Below are 17,151 nucleotides of genomic sequence, written 5' to 3'. Positions count from 1 at the left end.
CCGGGTTGATAACATTACCATAGCACCAGCAATGTTTCATGACGATGTACTTATCACTCCGACAACTTACCCTTTTCACGCATTATTTTTCTGTTAAAATAAATCTATTCGTATTTGGAATACAGAGCGTTACGAGGAGGTAGCTGTGACCAAACTTTCAGAAGCCGTATATTTAGGCCGTCTGCCCGATGTTCGCATGTCTTTTCAATTGCTCGGACTGCATGCAAGACAAGTAGATTCCAACTGGACGTATCCGTCTCATGAGCATTCCATGTATGAAATTCACTGGATGTTGGACGGCGAGATGAACATGGTGGTCAACGGTCAGTCGTACAGTCAATCCATTGGAGACCTTCTGTTTATCCGTCCGGGTATGACTCACTCCTGCACAGGTGCCGGACCGCAGGGTTTCACGTACTTTTCCGTTCATTTCAGCGTACACGATACCTCCTTCTGCAGAGAACTCAACCGCTGCAAGGACATTTATTATCCGGCAGATTCGAGCCTGGCTTCAGGACTGTCCTCTTCACTGTGTACCTTGTATGATCTGGCCACAGAACACTTATCCATGCCGTTGTCTTCCTCCAAACAGATGAAGGTCCATGCCGCCGTATTCGAACTTCTCGGCTCCCTGGTTGGCCAATTATCTCAGAACGCATCCGTTACCTTATCGAGAAAAGAAACCATCGCCCACCAAATTGCCGAGCACATTGAGGACTCCGTAAGATATATCCATCTTCATGGTGACGTTCGGGAGAGCGAACGAACCTGGATCCAAGACATTGCGAGGTCGCTGAACATTAGCCCTTCACAGATCAACCGGATCTTTCGGGAGGTATATGGTACAGCCCCGCGCAAGTTTTTATCAGAAACCCTTCTGAACGAAGCCCAGCGGCTGTTAAAACAAACAGACCTGAACATTGACCATATTGCGATGATGCTTGGATACAAGACCAATGCGCATTTCAGCCGTCAGTTCAAGCGATGGACGGGCATCACGCCAAGCGAATTTCGCATCCATTCCCAGCGGACTGCTGCAGCGGAGCATCTCGGTGATTGAAATACTTTTCCACATGAAATAAGCAGCTGCCGGGTTACCAGCAGCTGCTTTACTTTGTCTTAATAGTGTTTCAATCTGTGTAGCCGTTATTCTAATGTAAAAGAAGCCAGGCTTGCGCCTCCTGCTCCCCTGTAAGTCAAATACAAAGCCTGCCTGCCGTCTGGAACGGTAATGTCAGCCGTGTATTTTTTCCATTCATTTGTAAAATGTACCGGAATCGTTCCCAGTACAGGACCGTCCCATGCGGTTTTAATCTCAAATTCTCCATTGCAATATCCCCGGACCTTTACCGTGACCTGGCGAAGCCCATCACAATTGAAATATTTAAAACCTGCTGTGGCTGAATCCACCATATTGGCAATATATCCGACCTCTTCATCACCGTCTCGCCCATCCTGGGTAATCTTCGGAAAGCGGCTGTCCAGCCAAGCACCTCCTCCAAAACCGCCGGTATACATTTGATCATCTTTTGCAAAAAGATTACATGCAAGGTATGCGGGATATTCCCCTTTTCCTTCAAGCGGGCCCCCATTCACGCCGCAGGACGTCATTTCTACCTGAGATATCATTCCATGCTCGTCAAAAGAAATACGTTCAATGCAGCCCTGACGGTTGAATGCATCCCCATTGGTATGACGGTGATAGAAAATGTACCAGTCTCCATGGATCTCAACGATGCTGCCGTGATTGTTCCCACCATAATACATTGGCTTGTCAGCTGGTTTATAGGAGTCAATATGTAGATCGCAGTTGCTTATGATTACACCCTGATATTCAAACCCTTTGTTAGGAAATTTGCTGATCGCATAACATAATTCATGCATGACAATGGAGGAGTAAACCAAGTAGTAGGTATCCCCTCTTTTCCGGATGGAAGGAGCTTCGAAAAATTCATGTCCTTCGAATCCGCTGCCTTCGCTGTATGGCTGACTCGGCGCTATGAATACGGGCTCATCCACAATCGTCAGCATGTCAGGACCAAGCACCGTTGCCATCGCTCCGTGTCTCGATCGGTCTCCTGGCGCACAAAATCCGGTATAAAGATACGTACGCTCTCCTTCGGTCAGCACGCCTGGATCGAATTGGGGCTCGTCCCCTTCCCTTTCCCCCAGCCTGGTGCCATCCGAATATTTCACGTATCCGTAGAATTCATATTTGCCTGCTGGTGTATCGCATACAGCCACAGAAACAACCGGCACTTTATCCAGCACATAATAAAGATAATATCGTCCGTCAGGACCAACCGTAACGTCTGGGGCGTAAAGGCACATACTGCCGTCCGGATTAAGCGGATCATCTGACTTATGGTAGATTACACCTTCATTGCGCCAATTTCCGAGGTCGTCCACAGGCGCGGACCAACATACGTAGTCGTTTAGACAAAAGACATGTCCGTTAAACCGGTCATGCGAACCGTACACATAAACTCTATCCTCAAATACATAAGGTTCACCATCAGGGACGTACTCCCAGGATGGAAGATATGGATTTAACCCCTGTTTTTTCATAAAATCTACACTCCTCTTCAAAGTAATTAAGCAATATGAATCAAAAACGAATTCGGTATAATAGAAAAATAGCCCGTCTGACAAACTTACATGATATAGGTGAAAATCAATGACAAATATATTTTACGTTGAATATGACGCAGCACATCATAGCAATTTTGTTTTTGATATTCCCCAAGGACATCCCTGCTGGCTTTTGGTCATTACACAGACTCCCGCTCAGTTCTGGGTAGAAGGAAAACTCAAGGAATACCCTCCTCATTGTGCTGTTCTTTTCGAGCCCCATCAAAAAATTTACTACCGAGCTTCCGCAGGGAATTATATTAATGACTGGATCCGCTTTGAAAGCAATGAAGCTTACGTAACCGAAACCTCGCTTCCCTATGGCAAGCCTTTTCCTTTGGATGATCCTGAATATTGCCACAAGCTGTTCCAGCTGCTCGTCGTAGAGAATTCATTCAATAAGGACTACAGAGAATCCTCCATTGATTGTCTGCTCCGAACCCTGTTCAACAAGCTGCTGGAGTCTTACTTCCAAGGCGAAATTAGTCCTCAGCACTACAACCTTTTAAAGCTGCGTGCGGCCATCCATAACAATCCAAGCCACCCCTGGACCATATCGGAAATGGCTAAAATTATTAGCATCAGTCCGGGATACCTGCAGTTGATTTACAAAAAATTGTTTGGCCTCTCGTGTATGGATGATGTTATTCACAGCCGGATTCGCCTAGCCAAAGAATATCTCAGGCATGATCAGTATACGGTTGCGGAGATTGCAGACCGGTGCGGTTACCGCAATGTGGAGCATTTTTGCAGACAATTCAAACAAATGACCGCTTCATCACCCAAGAAATTCCACAAACGCGCGAGTAACTTCACTCCCGGCCAAGCAGATTCCGAAAAGGTCATCCTTTGATTCCGGTCATGGTAATCCCCTGAATAAAATATCTCTGTCCGATGAAGAAGAGGATTAGCACAGGAATAACGGTAATTAAAGAAACAGCCATCAGCATCTGTATTTGCGAGGAGCCAAAAGAATTCTGGAAGAACTGCAAACCGATAGCGAGTGTGAAATTCTGATCGCTGTTCAAATAGATCAGCGGAGACATGTAATCATTCCAGTGAAAGGTAATCGACATGAGACCGACCGTAATCAAAGCCGGTTTGATTGCGGGCAGCAGTATTTTATAATAAATCTGGAATGCATTGGCACCGTCGATATATGCGGCTTCATCCAAATCTTTCGGAATTGTTTTGAAGAATTGTCGCAGCAGGAAAATGTTAAACGCGCCTCCCCCAAAAAAGGATGGAACAATAAGAGGCATCAAGGTATCGAGCCAACCAAGTTTGGTGAACAAGAGATACGTAGGAACGAGAGTTACCTGACTGGGAAGCATCATGGTCGCAAGCACGATCGTAAATAACAATCCGCTGTATCGAGATTTAAACCGTGCAAAGCCATAGGCTACAAATGAAGCGGAAAGAACCGTTCCAATCGTCGCAAGTCCTGTTACGATTAAGGTATTCCATGTATAACGGGTGAAATCCGCATATTGCCAGCCCTGAATGAAGTTATCCCAAGTGAACGTTTCCGGGATGATTTTGGGAGGCAGCGTATAGGCTTCCGAAGGGATTTTAAATGCGGTTGAAAGCATCCATATAAACGGAAAAATAAACACGACTGCAATAATCGTCAATATCACATAACTCAGGCTGACTTTAATCCGGGCGCTGTTTTTTTTACTTTTATAATAAGCCTCCATGGTTGCACCTCCCCAATTTTAGTTATCGTAATAAACCCAGTGTCGGGAAGTCCGGTTTACGATGAGCGTGATGATCATAATAACGACGAACAATAACCAGGCCAGCGTTGACGCATAACCCATTTCGTTGTATTTAAATCCGCTGTTATAAATATGCATCATGTACGTGTAGGTGGAGTAGCTGGGGCCACCCTCGGTCAGAATGTAAGGCTGCATAAAGATCTGGAAACCACCAATGATCCCCATAACCAGATTAAAATAAAGCGTTGGCGTGATCAGGGGCAGGGTAATCTGCGTAATTTTAACGAAACTGCTCGCTCCATCAATCTCAGCGCTCTCATATAAGGCTTCCGGAATATCCTGCAGCCCCGCCAGTGTAATGATGATGGAATTCCCGATGGTCCAGATCCCCATAATAATAATCGCCGGCATGGCCCATTTCGTATCGCTTAACCAGTTAGGACCGGTAATACCGAACAGAGAAAGGAAATAATTGATAAAGCCAAACTGGGCATTAAAAATCCAGCCCCATAGCAAGGTAACCGCAACCCCCGATGTGATATACGGGATATAGAAGCTGGTTCTGAAAAAACCAACTCCCTTTATTTTTTGATTGAGCAGAAGAGCAATCAGAAACGACAGGAGTAAACTAGCCGGAACAGAAACCAACACAAAATATAATGTATTTAACAAAGAACGGTAAAAAAGTGGATCCTGTGTAAAGGCCCTGACGATATTATCTAAGCCGACAAATTGGCCTGAGCCGGTCATATCCATATCGGTGAAAACCAAAAAGATAGAATAACCCATTGGATATAAGGTGAATATTAGAAAACCTAAAAGCCATGGCGAGATAAAAAGGAAGAATTGTTTCTCCTCCCTGTTTTCAATGCGGTTGTTTCGCGCCTTCATTCTTTCGCCTCCAAAGCTGCCTCCTATTGAGACCGGATTAGGATAGAAGGGGGAAGATCACTCCCCCCCTCGTTGTAACCGGGTGTTCATTATTCGTTTATTTACTTTGATGAATGGAGTCGAGAGCGGACTGAATTTGGGATGTATAGGCTTTCGCCGCTTCCTCTGCGGTTTTTCCTTGAACGGTGACCTGCTGCCAGGTTTGCTCATAGAGGTCCCCCGCCTTTGCAATGGAGCCACCCCACGGGAAAGTTATGGCATCCTGCAACCCTGTTACGAAATCCACCATGGAGATATCTGTGCCTTCAATTTTCAAGTTGGCAAACGTACTATCCGCCGATTCTTTGGCCGCAGGAAGGTTTACCTTACTGTACAGATCTCCGACCTCTTTATTCAGAGAGACGGTTTTAATATAAGCCCACGCAGCTTCTTTATTTTTGGAATCCTTGTTCATGGCGAAGCCTGTCTGGAATTTAATGTTGACGGTTTTACCAGATGGATCTTTTGGAGGCATCACGATACCCCATTGAAAATTGGAACCGATATTTTTGGCAATTGTAGAAGCTTCAAACACACCCAGCGGATACATCGCAGCTCTGCCTGCAGCGAACATTTGGTCCATAGGCATGCTCTTGGCAGCCGCATCATCCGGCATTGCTTTTGCATTCACCAGGTCTCCGAACAACTGGTACCCCTTCAGCGTATTGGGATCATCCAGAGTCTGTTTGCTCCAATCTTCGTTATATGGCATCCCGCCGTATATAAAAGGCGCAAAACTTTGCAAGATCCAGTGAGACACAATACCATAGACCCGGTTGGCACCTTCACCCGAAGAGACCTGTTTGGCTGTTGCCGAAAAATCATCCCAAGTCCAGTCGTTCGTTGGGTACGGGATCCCTGCCTTGTCAAAAATGTCTTTATTATAAGCAATCATAAAATCCGAAGCGGTTGTTGGCATGCCTTCGCGTTTTCCGTCCGCATCGACATATCCCCCATCAACCCCCTGTGTTAACAATGCCTCGAGGTCCAGTTGATCCTTCTCAATATAGGGGTTTAAATCTTCGAACCATTTGGATCTCAGCCCTTTCCAGTCTGGAGACATCATGATCACATCACCGGCATTCCCAGCAGCCAGAGCTGCATCCAGCTTGACATCAATGTTATCTGCCGGGAGCCAAACTTCATGTACCTTCACTTTTGGATAAAATTTTTTGAAAATTTTAGTTGCTTCCTTTCGAGACTGGAGCTCCTCGCCGCCGCCCCACCCAAATACGGTAAGGTCACCGGAAATTTCTCCATTACCCGATGAATTTTCCCCTGCCTGATCACTGTTTGCCGAGCAGGCGGTGATCACTGTCACGAATATTCCGATAAGCAGAATGATTGCAAATTTTCTCATATATATCCTCCTTTTTATACTTAGGCGAGCGACTGGTGTCGTAACCCGAAGAATGAATTTAGATTCTCAAGTGGCAATCGAATAAAAAGGAAATACTAATCTATCCTCATGTAACGCCAAGGATCTACAACCTTCCAAACCTGAATTTGTCATTACATTGCAAGGTAAAATTACAGTTAGCGCATACTAAAACACCACTCTTTCTGCCTTGTTAGCGTTTCCATCGTTATTTAAAAGTAAGGTTTCTTCGTGCTTGATACAATGACATATCCTTAAGAATTATTGATGAATAATCATATTCTGAATTTGAAATCCAGGGATTCAATTCAATGAATGCCAAAAAAGACGACTCTGATCTCCGCTGTTCAAAACGGTTAGAGTCGCCCTTTTCTCTTTCTATTTCTTTCATTTTGTTGAAAACTATGATGTGCGATAACGGCTTGAATAGTCCAAAGTAAGAAGGCTATCAGCAGACGCATTGGCCTTTTCTGCATCAAGCAGACGGCGGAACATGAACACCAGATTTAGCAGCAACAGGTTTTCGGTTTCTTTAAGCGGAATACCTATGAGCCGTTCCAACTTCTCCAGTCGGTAAGCTGCTGTATTGCGGTGAATGTACAACCTGGAGGACATTTCATTGATGTGGCCATTACAAATTGCGTACGTTTCCAGTGTCTGTAGAAGCTCAGGGTCATAGCCTTCTACTGTAAGCAGGCTGCCAATATACCGGTCGACATATTGTTGCATTTGCTCTCGCGGAATATCTTGAACCAATCGGTGAAGATCTTCCTGAACGGCAGACAATCTACCAGCTTTTGCGGTCATTGCTTTCCCTCCTTGAAATGGAACGTACTCTTTTCAAGATCAAGCATGACTAGCTACTTATTTCACTGCTCCCGGGCAGACGATACTGAATTCCCTGCCGGTACCTTGGTTAAGCAATGGCGATGCTTCACTATACGCGATCCGGCCTCGCAGCAGTGTCATCTTAACTTTACAGCCAAAGCTGCGGCCAATGTAAGGGGAATGACGATGCTTCTGATAGAGGTCTGATGCTTTAAGTGTGTAGGGATCATTTAGGTCAACCAGGGCAAGGTCGGCATCGCAGTTCACTGCAATCCGTCCCTTAGCCTGATCTAATCCGAATCGTTCGGCTGGGGCACCAGACAACAGACGCGCCAGCATTGGAAGGGGAACCCCCCTTTTCAGATATCCTTCATCCAGCATCAATTCGAGCGTGCTCTGTACACCGGCAATGCCGCCCCACGTTTCAAACATATCATCCCCTGTCTTCATGCCTGCTGGGCAGGGTGAATGATCCGAAGTTAAAAAGTCAATCCAGCCTTCCTGTAACCTGTCCCATAGCTTCCCCTGTTCTTCCGCATCACGCAAAGGAGGTGCACACTTCGCTACAGCACCCATGACTGCAAAATCATTGTCAGTCAGACATAGATAGTGCGGACAAGTCTCCAGGGTTACATCAACTCCCGCTAGCCGGGCTTCACGGATTCGTTTTGCAGCAGATTCACTGCTAATGTGGACAAAATGCAATCGGCATCCGCTCTCGGATGCATAACGCAGCGCTGTTTCCACTGCTTCCACCTCTGCCTCTATCGGACGTGAAGCTGTATAGCTCGCGGGGTCGAACCGCCCCAAACTGCGGGCCGCATTAGTGAGTCTTGCAATAGTAGGCTCATGTTCAGCATGGAGTGCCAGCAGTTTGCCTGTCTCCGCAATCATTCGCATCCCTTCTCTGAGGGTTTCGTCGTCCGACCGACGAAATCCGTCCTTGTCCTTGTCCCCCGGAGAAGACATGAAGGCTTTGAAACCGATGACACCGGCGTCAGCCAACAGCGGCAGCTCTTGAAGGTAACCGGGCATAAGTCCACCCCAAAATCCATAGTCCGCATACGTTTTACCTGCCGCGCGGTCTCTTTTTTGCTGAAGTGCACGAACTGTAATTGTAGGAGGAACAGCATTGAGCGGCATATCCAGAAAGCACGTTCCTCCTCCGGCAGCAAGAGCAGCGGAACCCGTCTGGAATCCTTCCCAGGATTCCAGACCCGGCTCATTAAAATGTACATGAGTGTCAATAACGCCAGGCATCACGGTTAATCCATGTGCATCAATGATTTGAGCCCCCGAAGGATCAATGTTATTTGCGATTTCAGCAATCAATCCATTCCTAATGCCGATATCCTTTCGCTCAACGGCTACTTCCGTAACGATTGTTCCGCCTGTAATGACCAAATCATACGATGTTGCGGATTTCATGCTTGCTCCTCCTTATCCATACGTAAGGTTGTAACAGCACATCAGCAATCTTCTATGTGTTCATGCCGATTAGCCTTGCCGGATTTGTCGCTACCATCCGGTAAATATCATCCGGAGCGAATTGATAATCGAGCATGCTGGCAATCATTGTTCTCATCCCTTGCACAGGCGTTGAGGCCGCACGAATCCCATAGTCCGTCCCAAGAACGAACTGATCGATTCCCACTTCACGGATGGTATTCATCCATTTCGTCGCATTCGAGAATCTGCCGAGCTCAGCTCCCATATCCATGTATTCTCGTTCCACATAGTAATGGGTTCGGGGGACATCAGGATACAGCCAATCCACAAGGCATGCCTCTAGAAAAGCACCCCTGGCGGCAGCAGATTTTTGCTCTTCGATTGTCATTTGTCCGCGGACGGGATGAGCGATTAACACCTTCGCTATGCCGTATTGTTCTGCAAGGTCCAGCAGACGGAGCGCTTCCGGCACAGATACATGACCCGTATTCAGATAGACCTCCGGATGTTCTGCCACCATGCTTAAGATCTCATCCAGCGCTTCTGGAACAGGACCTTCCAGCGGTATTGACGTCGCCACAGACAGCTCTTTCTCCACGAATTTCGGATAGGCATCCTTAAACGGAACAAGCTTCCCATCGATCAGTGTGGACTCACGCTCAGCTGAATGGCGTGTACAATGTGATCCGAAGCTGATGAAGCGGCAGCCCTCTTCCATATGCAGTGCGGTTTTTACGGAACGCGGATTCATACCGCCATGGCAGGAATTCATCAAATAACCCCCATACGTGTGAATGCCCGGTACATGACGGTTCACTACCCAGGCCATCCCTGAAGCCCAGCCGAATACATCATAGTACACTATACTCCTCATGCCTGCAGCTGCGGCTTCTTGTGCTACCTGAATCGGGTCCAGATGCCCAGGGTTAGAGTTCAACACTGGCCCTGCATGTACATGACTATCGATGGCACCAATCAGAAGCTCATCTGGCAGTTCCATTGACCTCCGATAAAAGGATTCATTCCATTTCGTACGATCTGGTGTCCGCTTCTGTGGTTGTTCTTGATTGGAATCAAAAGTAAGCATAGTAATCCCTCCGTGAACGATGAATTTTTAGCGATTATCCCTTAATAGCTCCCGCCATAACGCCGGCAATAATCCGTGAACTGAATACAAAATATATAATCGTAACAGGCAGCATCGATAATATCATTCCGGCCATAAGCTGTGGATAGTTGGTGCTATGCTGGGACTTAAAATAGGACATCCCGAGTGGAACCGTACGCAGCGACTCATCATTCAGCAGGACAAGAGCAAATGAAAACTCATTCCAACAGGAGAAAAATTGTAGAATTGCGACCGTTGTCAGTACAGGTATGGCTATCGGCAGGATAATACGGTACATGGTTCCACTGAAGCTAAGACCATCGATTGCTGCTGCTTCCTCAATTTCTCTTGGAATGCCCATCACATAGCTGCTGACCAACATGATGGGTAAAGACAGATTAAAGGCAATATACGGGATGATGAGCGTATACCATTGATCTGCCAGCCCCCAATTTTTAAATAAAAGGTAGATGGGAACAAGTAGAGCGTGAATGGGTACCAGCATACCGAAAAGGTAATAAAAGATCATTGCTCTCTTCCCCTTGAAGTCCAGCCGGGCCGTAATATAGCCTGTTACATATGCAATTGCCGTAATGCCAATGACGGACAGGAAGGTGACCCTCGCACTGTTCCACGATAGCTGCAGCATATTCGTCAGCTTAATCGCTTCCCAATAATTACTAAACTGCGGTGCACTTGGCAGACTAAGAATATTGTTGGCAAATTCTGCTTGTGTTTTCAATGATGAATAACCGATCCAGAGCAGCGGTATGATACAGCTCGCGGTAAAGAGCAGCAACAAGGCGTTCACTGCGAGCTTGGCTGGATTGGGAAGGAACCGACGGGGACTGCGCTGCGATTGTAGTTCCAGTTGTAACTCCATTTTTACGCACCTCCCTTGGAGTGATTGCGGCGCTGGAGTATAAGTGTGGAGAGCAGGATCATAAGCATGGTTAGCGTAATGATGGCAATGGCGAGCGCAGAACCGTATCCATACCGGAAACGCAGGAAAGACGTTTCATACGCATATAACGCCATCACCGAGGAAGAGTTGCCCGGACCGCCCCCGGTCAGTGCGTAGATATGCTCGAATCCGCGCATATTGTTGGCAATACAGAGCAGTGAAGCAACGACAAGGGTAGGTTTGGCCAAAGGAATGATGATATACCAGGCTTTGCGAACTCCTGTTGCTCCATCCAGTTCTGCAACCTCAAGAACTTCTTTATTGATTGTCGATAGCCCTGCGAGCATCAGAAGTGTGAAGAACCCGATGTTTTGCCAAGACAGAGGTATGGAGGCCAGCAGAACGATTGGGCCTGTCAGATCCAGCCAGGATTGCACCAATGCTCCCAAGCCAAGTTTGGTTAGTCCGGCATTGAGTAAACCGTAGTTATAGTTGTAGACCAGCATCCATAGAAAAGCGATAATTACGGGGGCAAGTGTAGAGGGGAAATAGCTCATTGTCCGATGCAGCCCTTTTAGTTTTACCATCTTGGACATCAGCAGCAGAGCAAAAACAAAACCGAAACCTACTTGTCCAATCAAGCCATAAGCTGTCATCAGTACATTGTTCAGAAATGAATGCCAGAACACATCATCCTGAAGAATTTCCTTGTAGTTTCCCGTGCCGATATACGTTTTTTTGGGACCTCCTGTCCAGGAGTAGAAGCTGTCTCGAAGAGCAGCAAGTATGGGAACCAGCACGACAAATGAATAGATAAGAAGACCCGGAAGCAGATATGCCACAAGCACCCAGCCTTTCGGTCGCAGCGCCTTGCCCATGTTCTCACTCCTTCAATAATAAGTTAGGGTTGATTTAAAAAAGTCTCATAGGCTTGTTGAGTTTCCTCAGCCAGCTGCTCGGGTGTTCTGGAACCAGCCATTACACCTTGAATGCCCGTATTTAGCACTTCTACGATCGAAGCATCAAACCAGAGGTCAAAGATTTTAGTTGCGTCAGCTGCCGCGCTGGCCTCGTAAGCAGCCAGGGCTACCGGATGCAGTTTACCAGTATCGAAGTCTCCGGGATCATAGGCCGGGAATCCTCCGACTTCTGCCATAAGCTTGGCGCTATCCGAACCGGTCATATATTCTAGCATCGTCATGATGGCGTCTAACTTTTCTCCGGCTTCTACCCCAGAGTTAACGCTATAATAGACACCGGCGCCTCCAGAAGAACTGAGTGGATTGCCAAGTCCGTTCTCGACGCCCGGAAAGACGGCAACTCGTGTACTCGCCTTAATCTCATCCGGAGCATTGTTCACGATATTCATTGCTGACCAGATTCCGCTGACAAAGGCAGCCGATCGTCCTTCAAAGTAATAGTTAACCATGGTGTCGTTGTCGACAGAATTCAGGTCCTTATTCAGATAACCGGCTTTCGCCAGCTCACTCATGATGCTAATTCCCTGTATGAAACCTTCATCGGTAAATTTGGCACCATCGCCGTTCAAAATGGACTCCGTCCATTCCGGGCCGTTGATCCGATCAGTCAATGCACTGATCCAGCTGGACATGGCGTATCCTTTGGACTTGTCTCCGTATGAGAACAGGTTAATGCCTTTTTCGGCCAGTTTGTCTCCGGCATCCATCAGATCAGGCCAGCTCTCTGGAAACTGGTCGTAGCCAATGCTTGCGAACAGATCAGCATTATAATAGATCAGATGTGTAGGCCCCGCTGCAATGGGTATCCCGTAAATTTGACCTTCACGCGTTCCGGCATCCAGTGTTCCAGCACGGTAACCGTCTCGCCATTCAGGGCGCTTGTCCAATTCCTTGTCCAACGGGAGTACGATTTCGTTGTCCACAAAATTGGTCATCCATGAGCCGGGTACGATGAATACGTCAGGCATATCGTCAGCCGCTGCCAGTGCCTGAGCCTTAATGGAATAATCCTCGTTCTGAAGCTGCTCCTCTATGATCTCGATATCCGGATAATCCTCCCTGAACCGCTTCAGTCCATCAAGTACTGCGGTATCTTCCGGACTTTTGCCGATATTGGATTCCTGATACCTGTGCATGAGCGATATCGTAATGGTATTGCCACTTTCAGCTGCTGATTCCTCGTTCTCTCCACTGCCACAAGCACTAAGCACAGACGATGCCACCACCATTAACCCCAGCATGAATGACCGTTTGTTCAAATCTCCCCACTCCTTTGGATGCATTTTCGGGTAATATAGAATCCAAAATTGGATACAATCCTATCCAAAAAAAATCACTTCTGAAAGATCTCTTTAAAATTCAGGACATTGGGCGCCGTTTCTGTGAAATTTAACGATCGTTCGATTTGCCAGAGATGCTCTGTCATAATGCGAGCTGACTGCTCACCATCTTGCTGCTGAATCGCTGCTAGCAAGTCTACATGATCATGGCAGAAGCTCTGATCCGTCCCATATAAGGCAATGATGACAGAGGTGAGGGAGATCAACTCCTCGAGAAAATGATAGTAGTAATAGTTATCCGATAGTTCTGCGAGCTTAAGATGTATATCAACCGTGACATCCAATGCCCCAACAATATCGCCTTCATGGCTAGCCTGATGCTCCTCCCGGATCAGCGTCTCGATAGGGACTAACTGCTCCGGCTTCACGGTTGCACATAACTTTCGGACCATGGAGGTTTCGATAACCCTACGCATTTCAAAAACTTCTCTCGCTTCATCAACACTAGGACAAGAGACAAAAGCTCCCCGATAAGGTATAACCGTGACCAACTTCTCCATTTCGAGCCTTCTCAGCACGTTTCGGATTGGTGTGCGGCTGACCTCAAAAGCTTCGGCCAGTGCATCCTCCACCAGTTGGGAGTTCGGCAGTAGCTTGTGCTGTGTGATCGCCAGTTTGATGTCCCGGTAGATTTCCCTCTCCTTTCCTTTAGTCATATACGTCACCACTCCATCTCTTCTTAGGGATACCTACTAAATTAAGAATGAATGAATTCTTAATTGAATATTATGATAGTTTTAGTCCTATTGAACGTCAATATATGTAACCTTATTTCGGAAAAATGCACAATAAAACCGAACGATATTCCTGTCCCTTCATTTATACGCCCTATATAAGTTAATACCTAACACAATCATGATATGTATTATAGCGAATACCTAGCTAAAAAAAGATAATAAGGAACGCACTCTGCACCTTCCCCTCGCTGTTCCAGCAGCTAAATTCATATTTGTTAATGTGTAATCCCACGGAGCTTGACTAGAAATTGTCTCGATAAAATAAAAAAAGCCGCTAAAATAGCGACTTTCATCAGGATTGTATTCTTGCCTCTTGGTCAACAATGCTGCATCTGTATGGCAGCTAATGCCGCGGGTTTATCCATTACGTCAGCAATTCGATATATCCTTCAGTTCCGTGTAGACGAATTCGCTGCCCATCTTTTATCAATTTGGTCGCATTCTCCACTCCAACAATGGCAGGCAAGCCATATTCACGTGCGATAACAGCCCCATGAGTCATCAGTCCACCAACCTCCGTAACCAAGCCTTTTATGGATAAAAACAATGGAGTCCAGCTGGGATCGGTAAAAGTGGTCACAAGTATATCTCCATCTTCCAGATCCGCGTCCTCCATATTCAGAATGACACGCGCCCGCCCTTCGATCACGCCTGAAGATACAGCCAGACCGACAACAGCTTCAGCAGGGACGTTCCCGCGTCTGTACTTGCCTGTAATAATTTCGCCATCAGACGTGATCACGCGTGGCGGAGTTAGTTTTTCATACAATTTGTAATCATTTTTCCGTCTGTCAATGACCTGGTAATCCAATTTCATCGTGCGTACGGCTTCCTGCAGTTCTTCAAAAGTAAGATAGTATATATCCTCCTTATCACGAAGAACATCGGCTTGGACGAGTTGGTCCGCTTCCTTTAGCAAAGCCTGCTTATAAACGAAGTAACGACTAACAATGTCGTATTTCGGATATTCACGATAACCGATGAAATTACGGATCAGGTCGATCATTTGTTTTGTTTCTCTAGCTTTCTGTTTGCCGTCAGGTAATAGCTTCAAACGAGCTAATATGTCCTGTTCTTTTGACAAAGCTTCCTGTCGTCCTTGTTCAAACTTCCGTTTACTGGCTCCAGGCTCAAGGTTCTTGATATTACTGAGGATCATAGGTATCAGAATACTCGGTTTTTCACTCCATCGAGTCCGTGTAATATCAATCTCCCCGGCACATCGCATTCCATATTTATCGAGAAAAGCAGAAATAGCTTCATATGCTTGCTGGCCGCCTTCGAATTGAACCAGTTTATCCATAAAATGATCATCTCTTACTTGTTGTAAGTACTCAATGATTACCGGATAGGGACGAATCACATCGGCAACATCCAGCAGCTGCATACCCATCTCTGAAGTAATGTTATGAGGTACAGACAAGGACAGTGTGTCTGCTGCGTTTTTCTCACCTAACCAGTCATCCATCTTTTCATTGATCCATGCGGATGCGTGAAAAGCGGCCATGATCACACTCAAATTTTTCGAGTCAGAAGAACGCTTCTTCCGCTGCTGCATATCTTCCAGAATGCAATCAAATACGTCCAATCCTGCTTTCGTTTGCATCGTATGTTTCAACGCAGATACCGATGTCGCGCTACTCCGTATCAAAGCAGCAACAATGGCTGGATCGCTTCCTGCCTCTTCTAATATATCCGCAGGAGACATGCCCTGATGGCTTTTTATAGGTCCCTGTTCGCTTTTGTCAGTCGGGTCCAATGGAATAAAATCTCCCCGCTCTATAATGGTCATTAGTGCATCTTTTATGAGCGGGTCGGAGTGTCCCAAGACACCCAGCAAATTCTGCCTGCCCGCCGAGGTAGACAGACCCTTTGTAATATCGACAAACAGCCTTCCACCCCCCATTTTAAACATGAAGGGGTTGCCCGTTAACTTCCAGATGGACATTCCCAATGGTTTGATTGGATCTGTCATCATTTGCTGATGACCAACAGATACATACACGTGATTTTCCTCATCTTGTGCTTCAGGAATCGGAAACAAAGTGGTGATGGGCCGGCTCTGAACCATGTAAAATGTATCATCGTCCATACACCATTCGATGTCTTGGGGGCATCCGAAATGTTCTTCGAGCTGTCTACCCAAACGTGCGAGTTGTAAAATCTGTTGATCCGTAAGTGTTTGCATCTTTTGCTGCTCAAGCTGGAGCTGCTTGGTCTCTGTTCCGCCTTCCTTCCGCCCATAAATCGCTACTTTTTTGGTTTCAATTCGCTTGCTGACGATTTCCCCATCCTTAACTTGGTAACCATCAGCAGACACGAGGCCGGAAACAAGCGCCTCTCCAAGGCCGAAACTCGCATCGATTGAGATCAATTTCCGATTGCAAGTGATCGGATCCGCAGTAAATAATATCCCTGATGCCTGTGGGAACACCATTTTTTGAACCACAACAGATAAATATACCTGCCTGTGGTCAAATCCATTCTGCATCCGGTAAATTACCGCGCGTTCTGTAAATAGAGAAGCCCAGCATTTACGAATATGCTCCAAGATGGCTTCAGTGCCGATAATATTTAAATACGTGTCCTGTTGACCAGCAAAAGAAGCATGGGGTAAGTCTTCAGCAGTTGCACTTGAGCGCACCGCATAGGCTTGATCCTCACCAAAGCGAGAGAGAGATTGGTCGACTGCTTTCACAACATCGGAAGGAATGGCTGCTTCCAAGATGACCTGTTGAATCTCCTTACGGATTTCATTAACACGTTCTCGATCCTCTACCTTAAGCTCAGACAGCTGATCCAACAAAGCATGAACCATTTTATTCTGTTTGATCGCTGTTTGGTATCCGACCGTTGTGACACAAAATCCTTCAGGCACATGAATCCCTTCCAATTTGGATAGTAACCCTAAGTGCAGCCCTTTTCCACCAACCAGCCAAAGCTGAGTGTGATCTATTTCTTGAAAATCGAGAACCAGTGAATTCATTCAACCTCTCCTCTGTCCGTTAAAATGAGAAAACAAATATAATCGTATAAGTCTTATCTCCCCTCGAATATCTCCTTTCCCCACTTTTCAAAAAAAATAGCATTGACAAATCAAATTATAAGATGTACTATAAATATAGGAATAATAATACGTACATAC

14 protein-coding genes are annotated in these 17,151 nt (G+C 46.3%); 2 read left to right on the top strand and 12 right to left on the bottom strand.

Going from position 1 to position 17,151, the window contains the following annotated elements; translation table 11 throughout:
* Positions 1-145 precede the first annotated feature (145 nt).
* Positions 146-1,060 (top strand): helix-turn-helix domain-containing protein, encoded by a 915-nt coding sequence (locus AC3WQ3_RS20685; RefSeq protein ID WP_154894070.1) that lies wholly within the window; start codon positions 146-148, stop codon positions 1,058-1,060.
* Positions 1,061-1,146: 86 nt separating this feature from the next.
* Here AC3WQ3_RS20685 and AC3WQ3_RS20680 read toward each other — a convergent pair whose 3' ends face one another.
* Positions 1,147-2,568 carry a family 43 glycosylhydrolase gene (locus AC3WQ3_RS20680; RefSeq protein ID WP_492473351.1) on the bottom strand — a complete coding sequence of 474 codons (1,422 nt, stop codon included), beginning with the start codon at positions 2,566-2,568 and terminating at the stop codon, positions 1,147-1,149.
* A 109-nt stretch (positions 2,569-2,677) separates the two neighbouring features.
* Between AC3WQ3_RS20680 and AC3WQ3_RS20675 the strand changes: the two genes are divergently transcribed.
* Complete coding sequence (locus AC3WQ3_RS20675) at positions 2,678-3,484, top strand: helix-turn-helix transcriptional regulator (RefSeq protein WP_492473350.1); 807 nt, start codon at positions 2,678-2,680, stop codon at positions 3,482-3,484.
* Here the strand turns inward: AC3WQ3_RS20675 and AC3WQ3_RS20670 are convergent.
* The 11 genes from AC3WQ3_RS20670 to ppsA all read right to left on the bottom strand — a co-directional run bounded on the left by AC3WQ3_RS20670 (position 3,474) and on the right by ppsA (position 16,992).
* Entirely contained in the window at positions 3,474-4,331 is an 858-nt protein-coding gene (locus tag AC3WQ3_RS20670) for a carbohydrate ABC transporter permease (protein ID WP_492473349.1), read from the bottom strand. The genes AC3WQ3_RS20675 and AC3WQ3_RS20670 overlap by 11 nt on opposite strands.
* An 18-nt stretch (positions 4,332-4,349) precedes the next feature.
* Entirely contained in the window at positions 4,350-5,024 is a 675-nt protein-coding gene (locus AC3WQ3_RS20665; RefSeq protein WP_492473348.1) for a carbohydrate ABC transporter permease, read from the bottom strand.
* A 316-nt stretch (positions 5,025-5,340) separates the two neighbouring features.
* The gene (locus AC3WQ3_RS20660; RefSeq protein ID WP_492473347.1) at positions 5,341-6,642 is read right to left on the bottom strand and encodes an ABC transporter substrate-binding protein; all 1,302 of its coding nucleotides are present in this window, start codon (positions 6,640-6,642) and stop codon (positions 5,341-5,343) included.
* Between the two features lie 420 nt (positions 6,643-7,062).
* The gene (locus AC3WQ3_RS20655) at positions 7,063-7,467 is read right to left on the bottom strand and encodes a PucR family transcriptional regulator (RefSeq protein WP_336781722.1); all 405 of its coding nucleotides are present in this window, start codon (positions 7,465-7,467) and stop codon (positions 7,063-7,065) included.
* Between the two features lie 57 nt (positions 7,468-7,524).
* Positions 7,525-8,916: an allantoinase AllB gene (allB, locus tag AC3WQ3_RS20650; RefSeq protein WP_336781723.1), complete on the bottom strand. Its 1,392-nt coding sequence runs from the start codon at positions 8,914-8,916 to the stop codon at positions 7,525-7,527.
* A gap of 52 nt (positions 8,917-8,968) precedes the next feature.
* A complete protein-coding gene (locus tag AC3WQ3_RS20645; protein ID WP_127536977.1) occupies positions 8,969-10,024 on the bottom strand; it encodes a DUF6282 family protein in 1,056 nt (351 codons plus the stop codon).
* A 34-nt stretch (positions 10,025-10,058) separates the two neighbouring features.
* A complete protein-coding gene (locus tag AC3WQ3_RS20640; protein WP_336781724.1) occupies positions 10,059-10,928 on the bottom strand; it encodes a carbohydrate ABC transporter permease in 870 nt (289 codons plus the stop codon).
* Between the two features lie 2 nt (positions 10,929-10,930).
* Positions 10,931-11,827: a carbohydrate ABC transporter permease gene (locus AC3WQ3_RS20635; RefSeq protein WP_336781725.1), complete on the bottom strand. Its 897-nt coding sequence runs from the start codon at positions 11,825-11,827 to the stop codon at positions 10,931-10,933.
* 23 nt (positions 11,828-11,850) lie between these two features.
* Entirely contained in the window at positions 11,851-13,188 is a 1,338-nt protein-coding gene (locus tag AC3WQ3_RS20630; RefSeq protein ID WP_336781726.1) for an ABC transporter substrate-binding protein, read from the bottom strand.
* A 74-nt stretch (positions 13,189-13,262) separates the two neighbouring features.
* Positions 13,263-13,925 carry a GntR family transcriptional regulator gene (locus tag AC3WQ3_RS20625; protein ID WP_336781727.1) on the bottom strand — a complete coding sequence of 221 codons (663 nt, stop codon included), beginning with the start codon at positions 13,923-13,925 and terminating at the stop codon, positions 13,263-13,265.
* A gap of 445 nt (positions 13,926-14,370) precedes the next feature.
* Complete coding sequence (ppsA, locus tag AC3WQ3_RS20620) at positions 14,371-16,992, bottom strand: phosphoenolpyruvate synthase (protein ID WP_336781728.1); 2,622 nt, start codon at positions 16,990-16,992, stop codon at positions 14,371-14,373.
* Between the last annotated feature and the right edge of the window lie 159 nt (positions 16,993-17,151).

This window comes from Paenibacillus sp. FW104-T2, assembly GCF_058789975.1.
Note: the sequence above shows the minus strand (reverse complement) of the source record. Positions and strands in the feature narration are given on the sequence as shown.